This window comes from Mucilaginibacter psychrotolerans (assembly GCF_004519315.1).
Taxonomy (GTDB): Bacteria; Bacteroidota; Bacteroidia; order Sphingobacteriales; family Sphingobacteriaceae; genus Mucilaginibacter; species Mucilaginibacter psychrotolerans.
In genome coordinates this window covers 127,938-142,511 of the sequence record NZ_SOZE01000002.1, presented here as the reverse complement: position 1 = coordinate 142,511, position 14,574 = coordinate 127,938, and the positions used below count along the sequence as shown (strand labels likewise).

The 14,574-nt window shown below is 46.0% G+C and carries 16 protein-coding genes and 1 pseudogene; 7 read left to right on the top strand and 10 right to left on the bottom strand.

Features of this window, described 5'->3' with window-relative positions; all coding sequences use genetic code 11:
• Positions 1-55 precede the first annotated feature (55 nt).
• Positions 56-1,282, top strand: a complete 1,227-nt coding sequence (porN, locus tag E2R66_RS02685; protein WP_240049220.1) for a type IX secretion system ring subunit PorN/GldN — start codon at positions 56-58, stop codon at positions 1,280-1,282.
• 159 nt (positions 1,283-1,441) lie between these two features.
• A complete protein-coding gene (porN, locus tag E2R66_RS02680; protein ID WP_133226619.1) occupies positions 1,442-2,335 on the top strand; it encodes a type IX secretion system ring subunit PorN/GldN in 894 nt (297 codons plus the stop codon).
• Positions 2,336-2,684: 349 nt separating this feature from the next.
• On the opposite strand, the pseudogene E2R66_RS02675 reads toward porN (E2R66_RS02680), so the two are convergent.
• The 4 genes and pseudogenes from E2R66_RS02675 to E2R66_RS02660 all read right to left on the bottom strand — a co-directional run.
• Positions 2,685-3,338 (bottom strand): annotated as a pseudogene (locus E2R66_RS02675) (phosphatidylserine decarboxylase family protein); the annotation flags it as partial.
• 36 nt (positions 3,339-3,374) lie between these two features.
• The gene (locus E2R66_RS02670) at positions 3,375-4,232 is read right to left on the bottom strand and encodes a phosphatidate cytidylyltransferase (protein WP_133226623.1); all 858 of its coding nucleotides are present in this window, start codon (positions 4,230-4,232) and stop codon (positions 3,375-3,377) included.
• A complete protein-coding gene (locus E2R66_RS02665; RefSeq protein WP_133226625.1) occupies positions 4,229-4,441 on the bottom strand; it encodes a putative signal transducing protein in 213 nt (70 codons plus the stop codon). The genes E2R66_RS02670 and E2R66_RS02665 overlap by 4 nt, the downstream gene beginning before the upstream one ends.
• Entirely contained in the window at positions 4,422-5,366 is a 945-nt protein-coding gene (locus E2R66_RS02660) for a CPBP family intramembrane glutamic endopeptidase (RefSeq protein ID WP_133226627.1), read from the bottom strand. The genes E2R66_RS02665 and E2R66_RS02660 overlap by 20 nt, the downstream gene beginning before the upstream one ends.
• 38 nt (positions 5,367-5,404) lie before the next feature.
• Here E2R66_RS02660 and dusB point away from each other — a divergent pair, with 38 nt between their 5' ends.
• Both dusB and apaG read left to right on the top strand, forming a co-directional pair.
• Entirely contained in the window at positions 5,405-6,397 is a 993-nt protein-coding gene (gene dusB, locus E2R66_RS02655) for a tRNA dihydrouridine synthase DusB (protein WP_133226629.1), read from the top strand.
• Positions 6,398-6,444: 47 nt separating this feature from the next.
• Positions 6,445-6,831, top strand: coding sequence for a Co2+/Mg2+ efflux protein ApaG (gene apaG, locus E2R66_RS02650; RefSeq protein WP_133226631.1), 387 nt, complete (start codon positions 6,445-6,447; stop codon positions 6,829-6,831).
• Positions 6,832-6,966: 135 nt separating this feature from the next.
• On the opposite strand, the gene E2R66_RS02645 is transcribed toward apaG, so the two are convergent.
• A complete protein-coding gene (locus E2R66_RS02645) occupies positions 6,967-7,665 on the bottom strand; it encodes a hypothetical protein (protein ID WP_133226633.1) in 699 nt (232 codons plus the stop codon).
• Positions 7,666-7,782: 117 nt separating this feature from the next.
• Positions 7,783-8,511 (bottom strand): zinc metallopeptidase, encoded by a 729-nt coding sequence (locus tag E2R66_RS02640; protein WP_133226635.1) that lies wholly within the window; start codon positions 8,509-8,511, stop codon positions 7,783-7,785.
• Between the two features lie 64 nt (positions 8,512-8,575).
• On the opposite strand from E2R66_RS02640, the gene E2R66_RS02635 reads away from it, so the two are divergent.
• The 3 genes from E2R66_RS02635 to E2R66_RS02625 are packed head-to-tail and all read left to right on the top strand — an operon-like array spanning position 8,576 to position 10,241.
• Entirely contained in the window at positions 8,576-9,736 is a 1,161-nt protein-coding gene (locus E2R66_RS02635; RefSeq protein WP_240049219.1) for an NAD(P)/FAD-dependent oxidoreductase, read from the top strand.
• Between the two features lie 53 nt (positions 9,737-9,789).
• Positions 9,790-9,993, top strand: a complete 204-nt coding sequence (locus E2R66_RS02630; protein WP_133226637.1) for a DUF2683 family protein — start codon at positions 9,790-9,792, stop codon at positions 9,991-9,993.
• A gap of 5 nt (positions 9,994-9,998) precedes the next feature.
• On the top strand, positions 9,999-10,241 hold the full coding sequence (locus tag E2R66_RS02625) for a Txe/YoeB family addiction module toxin (protein ID WP_133226883.1): 243 nt from the start codon (positions 9,999-10,001) through the stop codon (positions 10,239-10,241).
• Here E2R66_RS02625 and E2R66_RS28650 read toward each other — a convergent pair.
• The 4 genes from E2R66_RS28650 to recQ are packed head-to-tail and all read right to left on the bottom strand — an operon-like array spanning position 10,183 to position 14,389.
• Positions 10,183-10,368, bottom strand: coding sequence for a hypothetical protein (locus tag E2R66_RS28650; RefSeq protein WP_192901942.1), 186 nt, complete (start codon positions 10,366-10,368; stop codon positions 10,183-10,185). The two genes, E2R66_RS02625 and E2R66_RS28650, sit on opposite strands and share 59 nt — an antisense overlap.
• Before the next feature lie 25 nt (positions 10,369-10,393).
• Positions 10,394-11,758, bottom strand: coding sequence for a UDP-N-acetylmuramoyl-tripeptide--D-alanyl-D-alanine ligase (locus E2R66_RS02620; protein ID WP_133226639.1), 1,365 nt, complete (start codon positions 11,756-11,758; stop codon positions 10,394-10,396).
• A gap of 52 nt (positions 11,759-11,810) precedes the next feature.
• Entirely contained in the window at positions 11,811-12,242 is a 432-nt protein-coding gene (locus E2R66_RS02615; protein ID WP_133226641.1) for a DinB family protein, read from the bottom strand.
• 8 nt (positions 12,243-12,250) lie between these two features.
• On the bottom strand, positions 12,251-14,389 hold the full coding sequence (gene recQ, locus E2R66_RS02610) for a DNA helicase RecQ (protein WP_133226643.1): 2,139 nt from the start codon (positions 14,387-14,389) through the stop codon (positions 12,251-12,253).
• Positions 14,390-14,574 lie beyond the last annotated feature (185 nt).

Genomic DNA, 14,574 nt, shown 5'->3' with positions numbered 1-14,574 from the left:
TAAAGCCTTTCTGCATATTGCAGAGAGGCTTTTTTTGTTACCCTACGGCTTGCTGATGAAACACTTGTTGATCTTGTTTGCTTTTTTTACCGCTGTCACCGTCCATGGCCAAAACCTTACCGGCAAATGGCTGGGCGAGCTGCCGCAAGATAACAAGGACGTTAAATTTAAGCTGGAGATGGACCTGGTGCAAACCGGCAAAACGCTCACGGGCACATCTACTTTCAGCACGGTGGATAACCATAAGGTTGTTTTTGCCCTGCAAGGCACTATAGATGGCAACAAGGTTACGCTGGAAGAATACAAAGGCGTTAGCTGCGATTGTGAAAGCGGCCACTATGAGTTTTGCCTCAAGAAAATGAAAGGTACTTTTACGGTAGACTCGCTCAGCACGCTCTTCGTAATAGATGGCACCTGGAGCAGCGACCGCTCTTTTAATGGGAAAGCCTACCTTACAAGTACTTGCGTGCCCGGCCGGTTTACCATAGTGAGGCCAGCCTTCATACGCCCGCTAGATGGGTATTACCGTAAAACCAATATACCCAATTCTACCAAAACTACCACCTATGCCGCCGTGCATGAGCGCGATGTGGTATTTGCCAAGCGCGTATGGCGTGAGATTGACCTGCGCGAGAAGATGAACCAATACCTGGCATCGCCCAAGCGTAGGTTGATAGATGTGATCTTAGCGGGCATTGATAACCGCGATATTGCGGCTTATGACCCGCGTTCTACAAAGAACGACCGCAACGGCGATAGTTTTGCTACACGCCTTACTGTGGAACAGGCACGCGGCATGCTGGCAGATAGCACCGTAATTGATATCGTTGATAGTAAGACAGGCGACAAAACCGGCTCGAAATTGGTAGCCGGCGAATTTAACCCCGATAATGTGGTTAAATTCCGGATTAAGGAAGATTGGCTGTACGATAAGCAACGTGGTATTTTTGAGCCGCGCATCATCGGCATAGCTCCACTGATAAAAGTAAAAATAGCGGGTAATGTAAGCAACACCGAATACCAGCCAGCGTTTTGGATATACTTCCCTGAGGCGCGCCCCCTGCTGGCAACCAAAGAAGCGATAAGGCGCGATAACGACGCAACAGGCTTAAGTTTCGACGATGTTTTTATGAAAAGGCTGTTTAATAGCTATGTGGTAAAACAGTCTAACGACCGCGACGAGCGTATACGCGACTATTCCCAAGGCATAGATAAGCTTTACGAGGCCGAAAGGCAGAAACTGAACCTGATGGGTTGGGAATTGGGTTTGTGGCAATATTAAGGTTTGGTTAACAAACGCCAGGGCTCGCGCACAATCTGTCGCGCGCTTCAATTATCTTTTAATAATATTAATCCTCTCTTAAACAGTTTCGCGGATAATTAAGCGGCAACCACTTGTTTGTTAATAACTTATGTTTTGCTACCTTAGGCGTACCTTATTATGATGCGTCTACTCTTTTTATTTGCGATGCTTTTTATTGCCGGCATTATCCGGGCTCAAATTAAACCCCCTACCCTTACCGCACCCATGGCCGATACTGCTGTCATCAGGAAGGGGGTTACGCAGCCTCAGGACGGCTATTACAAAAAAGCTGTCACATTTAAACCGACGGAATTAAAGCCCCTGCCGAATGTGCGTGAAGCCGATGTGCTTTATGCCAAACGTGTTTGGCGGGAAATAGATACCCGCGAGAAGATGAACCGGTATATGAATTCGCCTAAGCAGCGCCTGATCGATATTTTGATGAAAGCTATAGATGCCGGCACCTTAACGGCCTACGATGCCCAAAGCGCACCAAATAACATCAACGGCGACGGCTTTGCCAATCCGCTAAGCCCAATTCAGGCACGTAGGAAAATGGCCGATAGCACTGTGGTTGATATTATCGATAATAAAACGGGCGATAAAACAGGCTCAAAGGTAGTAGCCGGTGAATTTAACCCGGATAGTGTTGTTAAATTCCGCGTTAAAGAGGATTGGGTTTTCGAGAAACAACGCGCCGTTTACGTTTTGCGTATTATTGGTATTGCCCCTATGGTAAAAGTAAATGTCGCAGGCATCAATACAACCTATCAACCCGCCTTTTGGATAAATTTTGAGCAGGCAAAAAAATTATTAGCCAATACCGAGGTGTTTGATGCCAATAACAACGCTACAGGCTTAAGCTATGCCGATGTGTTTTTTAAGCGCTTGTTTACCAGCTACATCATCAAACAATCTAACGATAAGGATGAACGAATCCGCAATTATGCCCAGGGTATAGACAACATCTACGAATCGGACAGGATAAAGAAAAGATTAATGGACTGGGAGATTGATGTTTGGGTGTATTAAGGTTGGTGAGTAGTTTATTGGGTGAGTGGTTCTTATTTGCAACACTTAACAACTTATAAAAAAGGTTCGCAAGATTATCGCTGCGAACCTTTTTTTATATCAGGCAAGCAAGAAACTACTTACCAAATCAACCATTCACCGCTCACTATTTCTTAACCTTTGCAAATTTCTCTTTAGGGGCTGTTTTTGCTTTGCGGGTGCTAGCTCTTCTGGGTTTAGCTTCGTGCTCTACAATCATGGTTGGCTCGCCATGCTCGTCAGATAAGGGAGCTTTAGATGGTTGGGTAAAATCCGGTATCTCCATATCATCAGGTACATCGTCAATATCAACAAATTTGCCAACGCTTGGCAGTTCGGCCAATACGGTACGGCCCCCTTTAACAACCTCGTTTATAGATACGTTTATCTTGGCGTTAAGCGGCAAAAAGATATCCACCCTCGAACCAAACTTAATAAAACCGAACTGGTGCCCTTGTTGCACCAGATCGCCCTCTTTTACATACCATACAATGCGGCGGGCTAATGCGCCGGCAATCTGGCGGAACAATACGGCAACGCCTTCGCTGTTTTCGGTAACAACAGTAGTGCGTTCGTTCTCGGTAGACGATTTTGGGTGCCAGGCCACCAGGTATTTACCCGGGTGGTATTTAAAGTATTTTACGATACCGCTTATTGGGTTGCGGTTGATGTGCACATTCACCGGCGACATAAATACCGATACCTGGATGCGTTTATCTTTAAAATATTCGGTTTCTACGGTTTCTTCTATAACCACTACCTTGCCATCGGCGGGGCAAAGCACTTCGGTTTCCTCGGCATTAAGTGCCAGCACCGGGCTGCGGAAAAACTGCAGGATAATAAAAAACAGCATGGCCGATAGGATGTACACTATCCAACGCAGCGTATTGGCTTCGGGGTAGTAAAATTGAATAGCAGCGTTTACAACCGCGATGAACAGTATGCACAAGGCTATGGAGGTGTATCCTTCTTTATGGATAGTCATAGGAGCTTATAAAGGGGTTAATAAATTATTACAAAACTAAACATTTACAGCGAAGTACAGATAGGTATATACAACCGGCGCGGCAATTAAAAAGCCGTCGAACCTATCGAGCAGGCCGCCGTGACCCGGCAGTATGCCGCCCGAATCTTTGATGTTGATGCTGCGCTTGAACATCGATTCTACCAAATCGCCCAGTGTGCCGAAGCAGCTGATGATGATGGCTATTGAAACCCATTGGTTCCAGGGGAGGTCTTTAAAATACAGGCTGATGATGAAACCTACCAACGCGGCAATCAACACCCCGCCAATGAAACCCTCCCAGGTTTTCTTGGGCGAGTGCCGCTCGAACAATTTGGTACGGCCAATGGCACGGCCAACCAGATAGGCACCGGTATCGTTACTCCAAAGCATCAGCAAAAAACCCAGCGGGATGTGCAAGCTATGCACACCTGTTGAGCCGGGCAGCTTTACATAAGCCAATGCAATAAAAAAGCTAAAGGGGATGCATATGAGTACAATACCTAGGATGGTATAAGCTATGTTAGTGAACGGCGATGCATCTATTTTAAAAAGCTCATGAATGAATATGGCGCTAACAGAGATCGGTAAAAGAAACAGCAGCCTATGGCCCCAAACCAATGTGGTTTCTGTTGCAGGCAATACCGAAAGGCTGGAGTAATTAATAAGCGCAAAGCCCGAGAATACTAATATTGCCGTTATAAATCCGGCTAATCTGTTGGGTTGTATGCCGCTTTTGATGTTGAGCCCATAAAACTCGTGCAGGCAAAGCAAGCAAAGTAAAAGGTAAAATCCGCCGAAAACATAATCGCTCAGCATAACCGAGCCTAACATTACAATAATAAAAAAGAAGCCTGTGATGGCGCGTGTCTTCATAAGTTCAATTGGTTCAAAATCATGATCTCGAGGGCGGTGCTAAAGTCTTTCTGGTGAATGTAAACTTCGATATCCCCAAAATCATGGTGCGATGATGCCTGCCGGTTGAGTAATACGGCATCGATATGGTGGCCGGTAAGCATTTGCTTAACAATTTCTGATTGATAAAAATTGGAGGATGTAAAAATTTTAACCCAGTTCTTCTCCATTAATAATTGCTGGCTGCTTTTTGCCCGATGCGATGCTTTTATAAACTAAAAGCAAAATTATAATAATTATTGCGCTAAATATATAGCCTCCGTAAGTAAATGTGTGCGTATCATCGGGGTTTATAGCAATCTTTTTCTGTTGGTACAAATAGGTTACAACTACAGCTGTAGCATTATTAATAAAATGAGCCCAAACGCCCGGCCAAATGCTACCACTCCAGACAACAAAATAACCAAATAGCCCACCTAGTAACAACCTGGGTAAAAAGCCATAAAACTCCATATGGAAGGCGCTGAATATAGCTGCTGTTATCCAAACTGCGGCGTGCGTATTTTTTGTAATGCGTAGCATAATGGTTTGCAATACACCACGAAACATAAACTCTTCTGCAATCGCCGTAAGCAAACCTACCAGTAATACGTTTTTCAGCATGTCTGCCACGGTATCCATTTTTAAAATGGCGTTAGTCATCATTTCGGCCTGCCTTTCACTTGATTTCATCCAATTTTCCAGCCAGTTTAGCCATTTTGGTAGCACCATTTGCTGGTTAATATTACTTAAGCCCTCTATTACAGGCGCAGAGGTCATCATAGTAAAAAAAACTACAATCAAGAGTAACCAATGAAACTGAAATTCCGGTTTAAGATATGCGGCTGTGTTTTTTACGGTAACGCGTGCAAAAAATAGGGGAGCCAAAAAAATGGGTAATGTCATGGTGACTATTTGCAGCAGATAAAGTGCAGATGCTGTGCCCGGCACTGTAAAATCAGATTCAGAGAGGGCGTGTACCAAGCCAGATGGATACAAAACCTCGAGCAGAATAATGCCCATTACATTACAAGCAACAAAAATACCGATAAACACCAGCGCAAAATACAAGAGCTGTTTGCGCGGCGAGAGCTGATTTTCAGTGCCTTTTAACATTTAGCGTAATTTTTGTAAATTTGCAACTAATATAAACCATGGCGGTACAAATAGGAAATATAGATTTAGGGGACTTCCCGCTGCTGCTGGCACCAATGGAAGACGTGAGCGATCCGCCTTTCCGTTACGTATGCAAGCAAAACGGCGCGGATATGATGTACACGGAGTTTATTTCTTCGGAGGGTTTGATACGCGATGCCGCAAAAAGCCGGCAGAAGCTGGATATATTCGAGTACGAACGCCCCATAGGTATACAGATCTTCGGCAGCGATATCGACCATATGCGCGAAGCTACCGAGATAGCCACCCAGGCTGGTCCCGACCTGATGGACATCAACTACGGTTGCCCTGTAAAGCAGGTAGCCTGCCGCGGTGCTGGTGCAAGCCTTTTGCAGGATATTGACAAGATGGTGGCCATGACCAAAGCGGTTGTGAATGCTACCCATTTACCCGTAACGGTTAAAACCCGCTTGGGCTGGGACGATAACACCAAGAACGTTTACGAAGTTGCCGAACGTTTACAGGATGTAGGCATAAAAGCACTCACCATACATGGCCGTACCCGCGCACAGATGTACAAAGGCGTGGCCGACTGGAGCCTGATACATTCCATCAAGAAAAATCCGCGCATCAAAATACCCATTTTTGGGAACGGCGACATCGATTCGCCCGAAAAGGCTGCCGAATGGCGCATGCAGTATGAGGTGGATGGTATGATGATTGGCCGTGCGGCTATTGGATATCCATGGATATTCCGCGAGATAAAGCATTATTTTGCAACAGGCGAACATTTGGATAAGCCAACCATTGTCGAACGTATTGAGGTTTGCAAAACCCACCTGCAAAAAAGCATGGAATGGAAAGGCCCTCGCACCGGCATTTTTGAGATGCGGCGCCACTATAGCAACTATTTTAAAGGAGTGCCCGATTTTAAGGAACACCGGATGAAACTTGTTACCGCCGCCACCGTAGAAGAGATTATGGATATATTAGCCGAGGTAGATAAAAAATATGCCTTTGAAATGGCGTAATATTTGTTGCGATGCTATATATTTGAATTAAAAGAGATTAAGAAGCAATGGCTACTACTATAACTGAAGGTGTTAAGGTTTCAGTTGAAACAATTTACCAGCCCGAATATTCAAACCCGGCTAATGATCACTTTATGTTTGCCTACCGGGTAATCATAGAGAACATGGGCAATTATGCCGTGCGCTTACTCAGCCGCCACTGGTATATTTTCGATTCTAACGGCGCCAAACGCGAGGTAGAGGGCGAAGGCGTAGTAGGTCAGCAACCCATTATTGAACCCGGTAACTCCCACGAATATGTATCGGGCTGCAACCTCAAAACCGATATGGGCAGCATGAAAGGCGAATACCAAATGGAACGCCTGCTGGATAGTTCTCTCTTCAATGTACAAATCCCCGAGTTTTATTTGATAGCGCCGTATAGGTATAATTAAGAGAGCGTCAAGAAATAAGAGTCAAGAGCCAAGATAAATAGTATAGAAGGCCAGCTTTATATAAGAAGCGGGCCTTTTTTTATCTCTTGACTCTTGACTCTGGTGTCTTGTTTCTTGGCTCTTGATTCTAAATTCTTATTTCTGCCCCGCCTTAATCACTCCGCCGGTTTTATTGTATCCAAAACCTTTGATTACGATTTCGTTTTTGGCGGCATCGTGGCTTAGCTTTACCCAGCCGTAACGCACCTGCCCGGCAATTTTGAATTGGATGCCCAGGTATTTGTCGGTTTTGTTTACCCACAATCCATATTGATCTTTACCAGCACTGGTTTCCGATACGCCAAGGATGAAACCCTTCTGGCCAATTTCGGTCCACTTACCGTTATTGGCAGCCGTTGTTTCGATGGTTTGGCCATCTTCGAACGGATAGGTGTACAGCGCATTGATAACCAACTCCGGCCCTTTCTGCACGAATACTTTATTGCCGCTGCCGCTTTTGGTGGTGGCCAGTAAGTAAAGGTATGGCTTATCGTTTTCTTCAAGCAGTACGCTCGAGAAAGTAAAGTCGGTTGTGCCATCGGCATCTACATCTAAAAACAAGGGCTTATTATAGCCTAAGGTTTTATTGAGTTTGCGATAAGCAAAGCCATCGGTAACGGGCTCATCAGCAGATGGGGCATCACCATTGTCGGGTGTAGTGCCCACTGGTAACTCGGGTATTACTACAACACCGCCGGGTAATTGCTTAACAGGCTGGTTAGTATCTGAATTATCTTTTTTGCAAGCCTGCGTAAGCATGGCTACGCAAAGAGCTGATAGTAAATATTTTTTCATAGTACCACCATGACGGAGAGCAACTATGAAGCGTTACAATTAGAACAAAAAAAAGCGCACCAACTTAATAGGCGCGCTCATGTCCTGGTTCTTTAATCTTGTCGTCTAGCTTCTGCTTTAGTTCCTTCTGTTCACCAAAAACGAAGCGTAATAAACTAAGGTGGCTAATGAGCCAACGGCGGCGACGACGTAGGTCATGGCGGCCCACCAAAGCGCATCTTTCGCCTGCGCCTGCTCGTTGCTGGTTTGCACTACGGTGTAGTTATTGTTCAGCCAGGCCAACGCGCGATTGCTGGCATCGAATTCTACCGGCAGCGTAACAAAGCTAAACAGCGTTACCAATGCAAGTGCACCAACACCAATGGCCAATACAAATGTACTGTGGATGAATATCATCAGCATAACGCCAATCATCAGCGCCCATTGCGTGAGGTTAGAGGCCACGTTGACTACCGGTACCAATGAAGAGCGCAGGTTTAGCCAGGCGTACGCCTTAGCATGCTGTACGGCGTGGCCACACTCGTGTGCGGCGACAGCGGCGGCGGCTACGCTGCGGCTGTAATATACGTCGGGACTAAGGTTAACCGTTTTGTTGGCGGGGTTGTAATGATCGGTAAGCTGACCTTCTACCGAAATTACGCGCACATCGTAAATGCCATGGTCGCGCAGCATTTTTTCGGCTACCTCCTGCCCGGATAAGCCTGAGAGCAGTGGCATCTCGGCGTATTGCCTGAATTTACTTTTAAAGCGCATCTGCACCAAAAAACTCACCAGGGCTATCACAATCATCAATAACCAGGCAGAGCCAGGGTTGATGAATAATAGTATATGATTTAATTGAAACATCGTATGATTGATTTTTATATAATGGGTATTTCAAAAAGTATTCCATATTACGCAGGAAATCACGATGCAGACCTTACTTTTGAGTTTGGAACCGAACTTTTCATACTGGGAACGCACTGCGTTCATAGATAATGCCGACGTGATAATCATCGGTAGCGGCATCGTGGGCCTAAGCGCGGCCCTGCACCTCAAAACCCGCGAACCCAACTTAAAGGTGCTTGTGCTGGAGCGGGGCTTCCTGCCCAGCGGTGCTAGCACAAAAAACGCCGGTTTTGCCTGTTTCGGCACCGTTTCCGAGCAATTGTCGGCCTTAAAGCACTCTTCCGAAGACGAAGTTGCGCGTTTGGTTAATCACAAATGGCGCGGCTTGCAGCGCCTGCGGCAAAACCTGGGCGATGCTAATATCGATTACCACCAGCATGGCGGTCACGAATTGTTTATGCTGGGCGAAGAGCGTCATGCCGACGAGTGCATAGAACAGATTGATTACCTTAATAAATTATTGAAGAACGCCATAGGTGAGCATGACATTTATGCAGTATCCAATGAAAAAATTGCAGCTTTTGGCTTGGCTAAGGTAAGCCGTATGATATACAACCCCTTCGAAGGGCAGATACATACCGGTAAAATGATGCGAACCCTGTTGAATAAGGTATATCAAAATGATGTACTGGTACTGAACGGCTGCGAAATTACCTCGGTTACAGAGGAGGATAACCATGTCCGGCTGGAAACTTCTGTAGGTGCATTTAAGGCGGGTAAAGTAATATTGGCAACCAACGCTTTTGCCAAAAGCTTTTTTCCCGATCTGGACGTAGTGCCAGGCCGCGGGCAGGTATTGGTGACCAAACCCATCTCAGGTTTAAGATTGCAGGGGACTTATCATTTCAACGAAGGGTATTATTATTTCCGCAATATCGATTGTAGGGTACTTTTTGGCGGCGGCCGCAACCTTGATTTCGCTGCTGAAGAAACTGCCGAATTCGGGCATAGCGATGCCGTCAAGCAAAGCCTCATCCATTACCTTAACGAGGTTATTCTCCCCGGACAGAATGCTGAAATTGATTATTGGTGGAGCGGTATCATGGGCTTCGGCGAAGATATTAGCCCCATCGTAAAACAGATAGAGCCTGGTATTTATTGCGCCGTGCGCTGCAACGGCATGGGGGTGGCCATGGGTAGTTTGGTGGGCGAAGAAGTGGCGGATTTGGTGTTGAGAGGTTGAAATAGTTTAAAGGTAAAAAATTAATCGTAGATTAGGGTATTAAATCGTTAGCCATGACATACGCAGTACATCCAATAACTGAAGCACAGGAAAAGGCGGTAAGAGCTGTTTTAGAAGCGATGCAAATACCTTTTGAGGAAGAACCAGATTTGGATAGGACTTACGATGCTGAGTTTATGGCTAAAATTGATGAGAGCCGTAAGCAAGCAAGGGAAGGAAAAGGCACCATAATCAAAACAGAGGATTTGTGGAAGTAAGGTATATGGATAAGGCATTAGCCGACCTTATCTACTGGAAAAAGAGCGGCAATATCCAGGCGCAGAAAAAAATAACACAATTAATTCAGGCAATTCAAGAAAACCCATTCACGGGTATTGGCCAGCCCGAAGAATTAAAATATAATTGGGCTGGGTTATGGTCGAGGAGGATTAATTTGGAACACAGGATTATTTACGAGGTGCTCGACGACTCAATAATAGTTCACTCCTTACGGGGCCATTACTGAAGAATTCGTTGATATTTATTTTGATGCCCTTGCCGGCAGCAATAGCTATATCTGCCAGTTCAATTCGCGCTATCATTGCCGGAGATGCGTTTATATAGTCTGTTTCAGTGGTTTTAATATTTTTCATGTCAAAAATTAAAATAGATCCCTAATTAAAACAAGGCCACCAATCTTTCCAAAGCCATCCCGCGTGAACCTTTTATTAGCACAGTAGCATTGGTGATAGGGTTCCTTTTCAACCCAACCATCGCATCTTCGGCGGTTAGATAGAATGTTGGCTTATCAGCAGTTAGTGACTCATCAGCGGTAGGAGAAACGGAGGCAAAATCTTTCCCGATGAAGATCCTTTCATTCACATTTGCTTCTCTTGCTTTCTGGAGTACGGCGGCATGTTCCGCAGCTGATTCATCGCCCATTTCGAACATATCCCCCAATATCAGCACTTTATGGCCGCTCTGCATCTTATCCATATTTTCGATGGCTACAAACATGCTGCTGGGGTTGGCGTTATAAAAATCACAGATGAGCGTGTTGTTTGCTGTGTGCAATATTTGCGAGCGGTTGTTCTTTGGTTCGTAGCCCGCTACGCCTGCGTTTATCTCTTCCGGCGAAAGCCCGAAAGTTGAGCCGACTGCTATAGCCACCAAAATATTATCCAGGTTATAGGCACCTGTTAAGTGGGTAGCTACAGTGTAGGTACCGCCCTCTAAATTATCTTTCCACTCCAAAATCAGCAATGGCGAGCTATCCAGCAGCTTGCCGCTTACGATATTGTCCGAATGATCGTTCTTACCGTAATAAATTACGCTGCTAAGCCCGCGTTCATCTTTCATAGCCATTAAAACAGCATCATCGCTATTAATAAAGGCAACGCCATTGTGCTTTTCAAAAGCATCCCCTTCAGGGGGCTGTGGGGTTAAATAATCATACATCTCGCCCTTACCTTTTTTAACACCTTCCACACCGCCGAAACCTTCCAGGTGCGCCTTGCCCACATTGGTAATGAGCCCGTGCGAGGGTTGGGCAATGCTGCAAAGCAGCGCAATCTCGCGTTGGTGATTCGCCCCCATTTCTATCACCGCCATTTCGTGCTCTGCCGTAATTTTAAGCAGGGTTAATGGCACGCCAATGTGGTTATTGAGGTTGCCTTCTGTGGCAAGTGTATTGAAACGTTGCGACAATACCGCGTTGATAAGCTCCTTGGTGGTCGTTTTGCCATTGGTGCCGGTAAGGCCGATAATCGGGATGTGCAATTGTCTGCGGTGATGAGTGGCGAGTTCTTGAAGGGCTGTCAAGCCATCGGCTACCAGAATGTATTTTTGGCCAAGTGCATATGCCGGGTTATCTATAATGGCGTATGCAGCACCCGCCTCTATCGCTTTTTCGGCAAAGGTATTGGCATCAAACTTATCGCCTTTTAGGGCAAAGAATAGGCTGCCGGGCGCAATTTTACGCGTATCGGTACTGATTACAGGGTGCTGCAGGTAAAGTTGGTAAATGTCTTCTGTAGTGGCCATGGTTGCAATATTAATCCCAGATATCCGGGCGTTCAATATTAAGGATTCTTAATTATGAGAGCAAATTGCCGGCGTGTACGCTTTCGTGATAAGCAATCCGCAGCAAATAATCACCCAGTTTGCGCCGTTGGTTCCGTTCCTCGCGGTTGATTTCTATCCCGGCCAAATCCTGCGCCGAATAATTGCGAAGGCCCTGTATAAATTGCTGGTGATAGCTTGTAGAAAACGCTATTTCATCTGCGATAGTAGTAAACGGCCTGCCCTCCCAGGGCGAAACAAATTCCTCGCCTAAATTGCCGCCATTTTGTACGATAATGCTGTAGATGTATTCCGACTCCAGCATATGTCGCACCATTTCAATGATCGACATGGCTTCCTCATCGGGCTTCCAGTGTATCACATCGGCAGGTATGCTCTCCATCAGCAAAATACTGCGGCGGCGCACCTCTTCAGCATTCAGGATAATCAGTTTTGCAGCTGTCATCTTAATTGTTATTTACTTTGCCGGTTTAGCCAGGCAATTACTGCCCGTATCTCGCCGTAGGTATAATCCTCGCCTAAAATCTCTTTCAACGGCGCCAATCGTTCATTGCCATATTTTTCAACCGCATCTTTTATCGCCGGTATCTTCTCCTCTTTAACAAACGTAAATACATCCAGTTCTCCGCTTTGTACAAAAACACTTAAGTGCCCTTCGATAGTGGTGGCTGCCAGGCTGCGTAACTGCGCAATATCGGTTACCGAAAGCCCTTGCTTAAACAATGCCAGCGATGCTTTTGCGGTTTCTGATATCTGTTCTTTTTTAGGTTTGCGCTCGCGTTTTGGTGTTTTCTGGCCAATGCGCGATTCAAGTTTCTTTTGCGTGCAATATTGCGTAACCAAAGCCAAAAACTCACGCCCGTATCGCGCCAGCTTAATATCGCCGAAGCCGGATATCTGCCGCAATTCCTCCAGCTTTTGGGGTAGGTAAGTGGCAATTTCCAATAAACTAGGGTCAGATAAAATAATATCAGGAGGCAGGTTTTCCATTACAGCAATCTCCTGGCGTTTTTTGCGCAGGGCGTTGAGTAAATCAGCCTCGAAATCCAGCGGAGCAATCTCTTTCTCGTCGGTAGTTTGCGAGGAAATGAGCTCTACCTTCTGCAGGCCCTTTAATGCCAGTTCGCTTTTTGCCGTCAGCTTCAGCGATGCATAGGCATCATCGGTAACGCGCAGGTAACCCATAGCAATTAATTCGCGCAGGTAACGCTGCCAGTCGGCTTTGCTGATATCTGCGCCTGCGCCATAAGTTTTCAATTCTTTATGCTCGGGCCATATTTTTTCACTGCGTGACCCGCGCAGGAAATCAACGATATACGTAACCCCAAAACGTTCTTTGAGCCGTGTTACCGCCGAAAGGGCCTTTTGCGCGATGAGCGTGCCATCAAATTTCACGAATTCGCTCAGGCAGTAATCGCAGGAGCCGCATGTATCGGGGAAGGCCTCATCGAAATACTGCATTAGGTACTGGCGGCGGCAGGCATGCAGCTGGCAATAACCAACCATATCGTCCAGCTTCTTCAGCATAATGGCGCTTTGCTCAGCATTATTCTCCACGGTAGCAAATTTGCGCAGCTTGATAGCATCGCCCGGCGAGTAAAGCAACAGGGCATCCGATGGGAGGCCGTCGCGCCCCGCGCGACCGGTTTCCTGGTAATAACCTTCGATGTTTTTGGGCAGATCCATATGCACCACATACCGCACGTTCGATTTATTGATACCCATGCCAAATGCTATCGTCGCAACGATAATCTTTACATCATCCCGAAGGAATGCTTCCTGATTTTTGGCTTTTTTGTCGTTGGTTAAACCCGCATGATATGCCTCGGCAGCAAAGCCCTCGTCTTTTAAATTATCCGCTAATAACTCTGTAGACTTACGCGAAAGGCAGTAGATAATGCCCGACTCTTCTTTGCGCTGGCCTAAAAAATTGATGAGCTGGTTAAAGCTGTTGTTTTTTGGATTGACACGGTAGGTAATATTCTCGCGGTTGAACGAGGAGATAAACACCGCCGGTTTGTGCAGGTTCAGTTTATCCAGGATGTCTTTTTGGGTGAGTTTATCGGCGGTTGCGGTCAAAGCGATTACCGGCACGCCTGGGAATTCGTTCTTTAAACCCGCCAGCATGAGGTATTCGGGCCGGAAATCGTGCCCCCATTGCGATATGCAGTGCGCCTCGTCGATAGCTATCTGCACCACCTCCAGTGTTTTCAGGAAGGTCATCAGGCGGTCATCCTTCCCGAATAAACGCTCAGGGGCAACGTATAGCAAACGTAGTTGATTATTCTTCAACCGGATAGCGATATCCTTTTGCTCGTCAGGGTCCTGGCTGCTGTTTAGGAACGCTGCGGGGATGCCGCTGAGGTTAAGGCTATCTACCTGGTCTTTCATCAGCGCAATCAGCGGGGATATCACAATGGTAAGCCCATTCAATAATACCGCTGGTAGTTGGTAGCAAAGAGATTTGCCGCCGCCGGTGGGCATCAGCACCATCACATCCTGCTTGCTGAGCACATGCTGTATAATGGCCTCCTGCGAATGCCTGAAGTTGCTGTAGCCAAAATATTTTTGAAGGGCTTGTAACGGAGTCATAGATGTGCAAATTTCAAATGTGCAGATAAGTTTAGATGTGCAAATATGCAGATTTCAGATGTGCAAATTATGGAATTTGAATGTAAAATGCTAAAAATATTAGAAATTCGAGCTTGTAACCAAACATTTACTTGTTTCATCTGCACATTTGAAATCTGCATATCAGCACATCAAAAAAATTCCTC

Excerpts from the sequence above, each read along its gene's own strand:
- E2R66_RS02665 (WP_133226625.1), bottom strand. The coding sequence starts at position 4,441 with ATGGAGAAGAACTGGGTTAAAATTTTTACATCCTCCAATTTTTATCAA.
- recQ (WP_133226643.1), bottom strand. The coding sequence starts at position 14,389 with ATGACTCCGTTACAAGCCCTTCAAAAATATTTTGGCTACAGCAACTTC.
- E2R66_RS02670 (WP_133226623.1), bottom strand. The coding sequence starts at position 4,232 with ATGAAGACACGCGCCATCACAGGCTTCTTTTTTATTATTGTAATGTTA.
- E2R66_RS02620 (WP_133226639.1), bottom strand. The coding sequence starts at position 11,758 with ATGGCCACTACAGAAGACATTTACCAACTTTACCTGCAGCACCCTGTA.
- E2R66_RS02635 (WP_240049219.1), top strand. The coding sequence starts at position 8,576 with ATGCAGACCTTACTTTTGAGTTTGGAACCGAACTTTTCATACTGGGAA.
- E2R66_RS02645 (WP_133226633.1), bottom strand. The coding sequence starts at position 7,665 with ATGAAAAAATATTTACTATCAGCTCTTTGCGTAGCCATGCTTACGCAG.
- E2R66_RS02640 (WP_133226635.1), bottom strand. The coding sequence starts at position 8,511 with ATGTTTCAATTAAATCATATACTATTATTCATCAACCCTGGCTCTGCC.
- E2R66_RS02615 (WP_133226641.1), bottom strand. The coding sequence starts at position 12,242 with ATGACAGCTGCAAAACTGATTATCCTGAATGCTGAAGAGGTGCGCCGC.
- E2R66_RS02625 (WP_133226883.1), top strand. The coding sequence starts at position 9,999 with ATGGATAAGGCATTAGCCGACCTTATCTACTGGAAAAAGAGCGGCAAT.
- porN (WP_240049220.1), top strand. The coding sequence starts at position 56 with ATGAAACACTTGTTGATCTTGTTTGCTTTTTTTACCGCTGTCACCGTC.
- dusB (WP_133226629.1), top strand. The coding sequence starts at position 5,405 with ATGGCGGTACAAATAGGAAATATAGATTTAGGGGACTTCCCGCTGCTG.
- porN (WP_133226619.1), top strand. The coding sequence starts at position 1,442 with ATGATGCGTCTACTCTTTTTATTTGCGATGCTTTTTATTGCCGGCATT.
- E2R66_RS28650 (WP_192901942.1), bottom strand. The coding sequence starts at position 10,368 with ATGAAAAATATTAAAACCACTGAAACAGACTATATAAACGCATCTCCG.
- E2R66_RS02660 (WP_133226627.1), bottom strand. The coding sequence starts at position 5,366 with ATGTTAAAAGGCACTGAAAATCAGCTCTCGCCGCGCAAACAGCTCTTG.
- E2R66_RS02630 (WP_133226637.1), top strand. The coding sequence starts at position 9,790 with ATGACATACGCAGTACATCCAATAACTGAAGCACAGGAAAAGGCGGTA.
- apaG (WP_133226631.1), top strand. The coding sequence starts at position 6,445 with ATGGCTACTACTATAACTGAAGGTGTTAAGGTTTCAGTTGAAACAATT.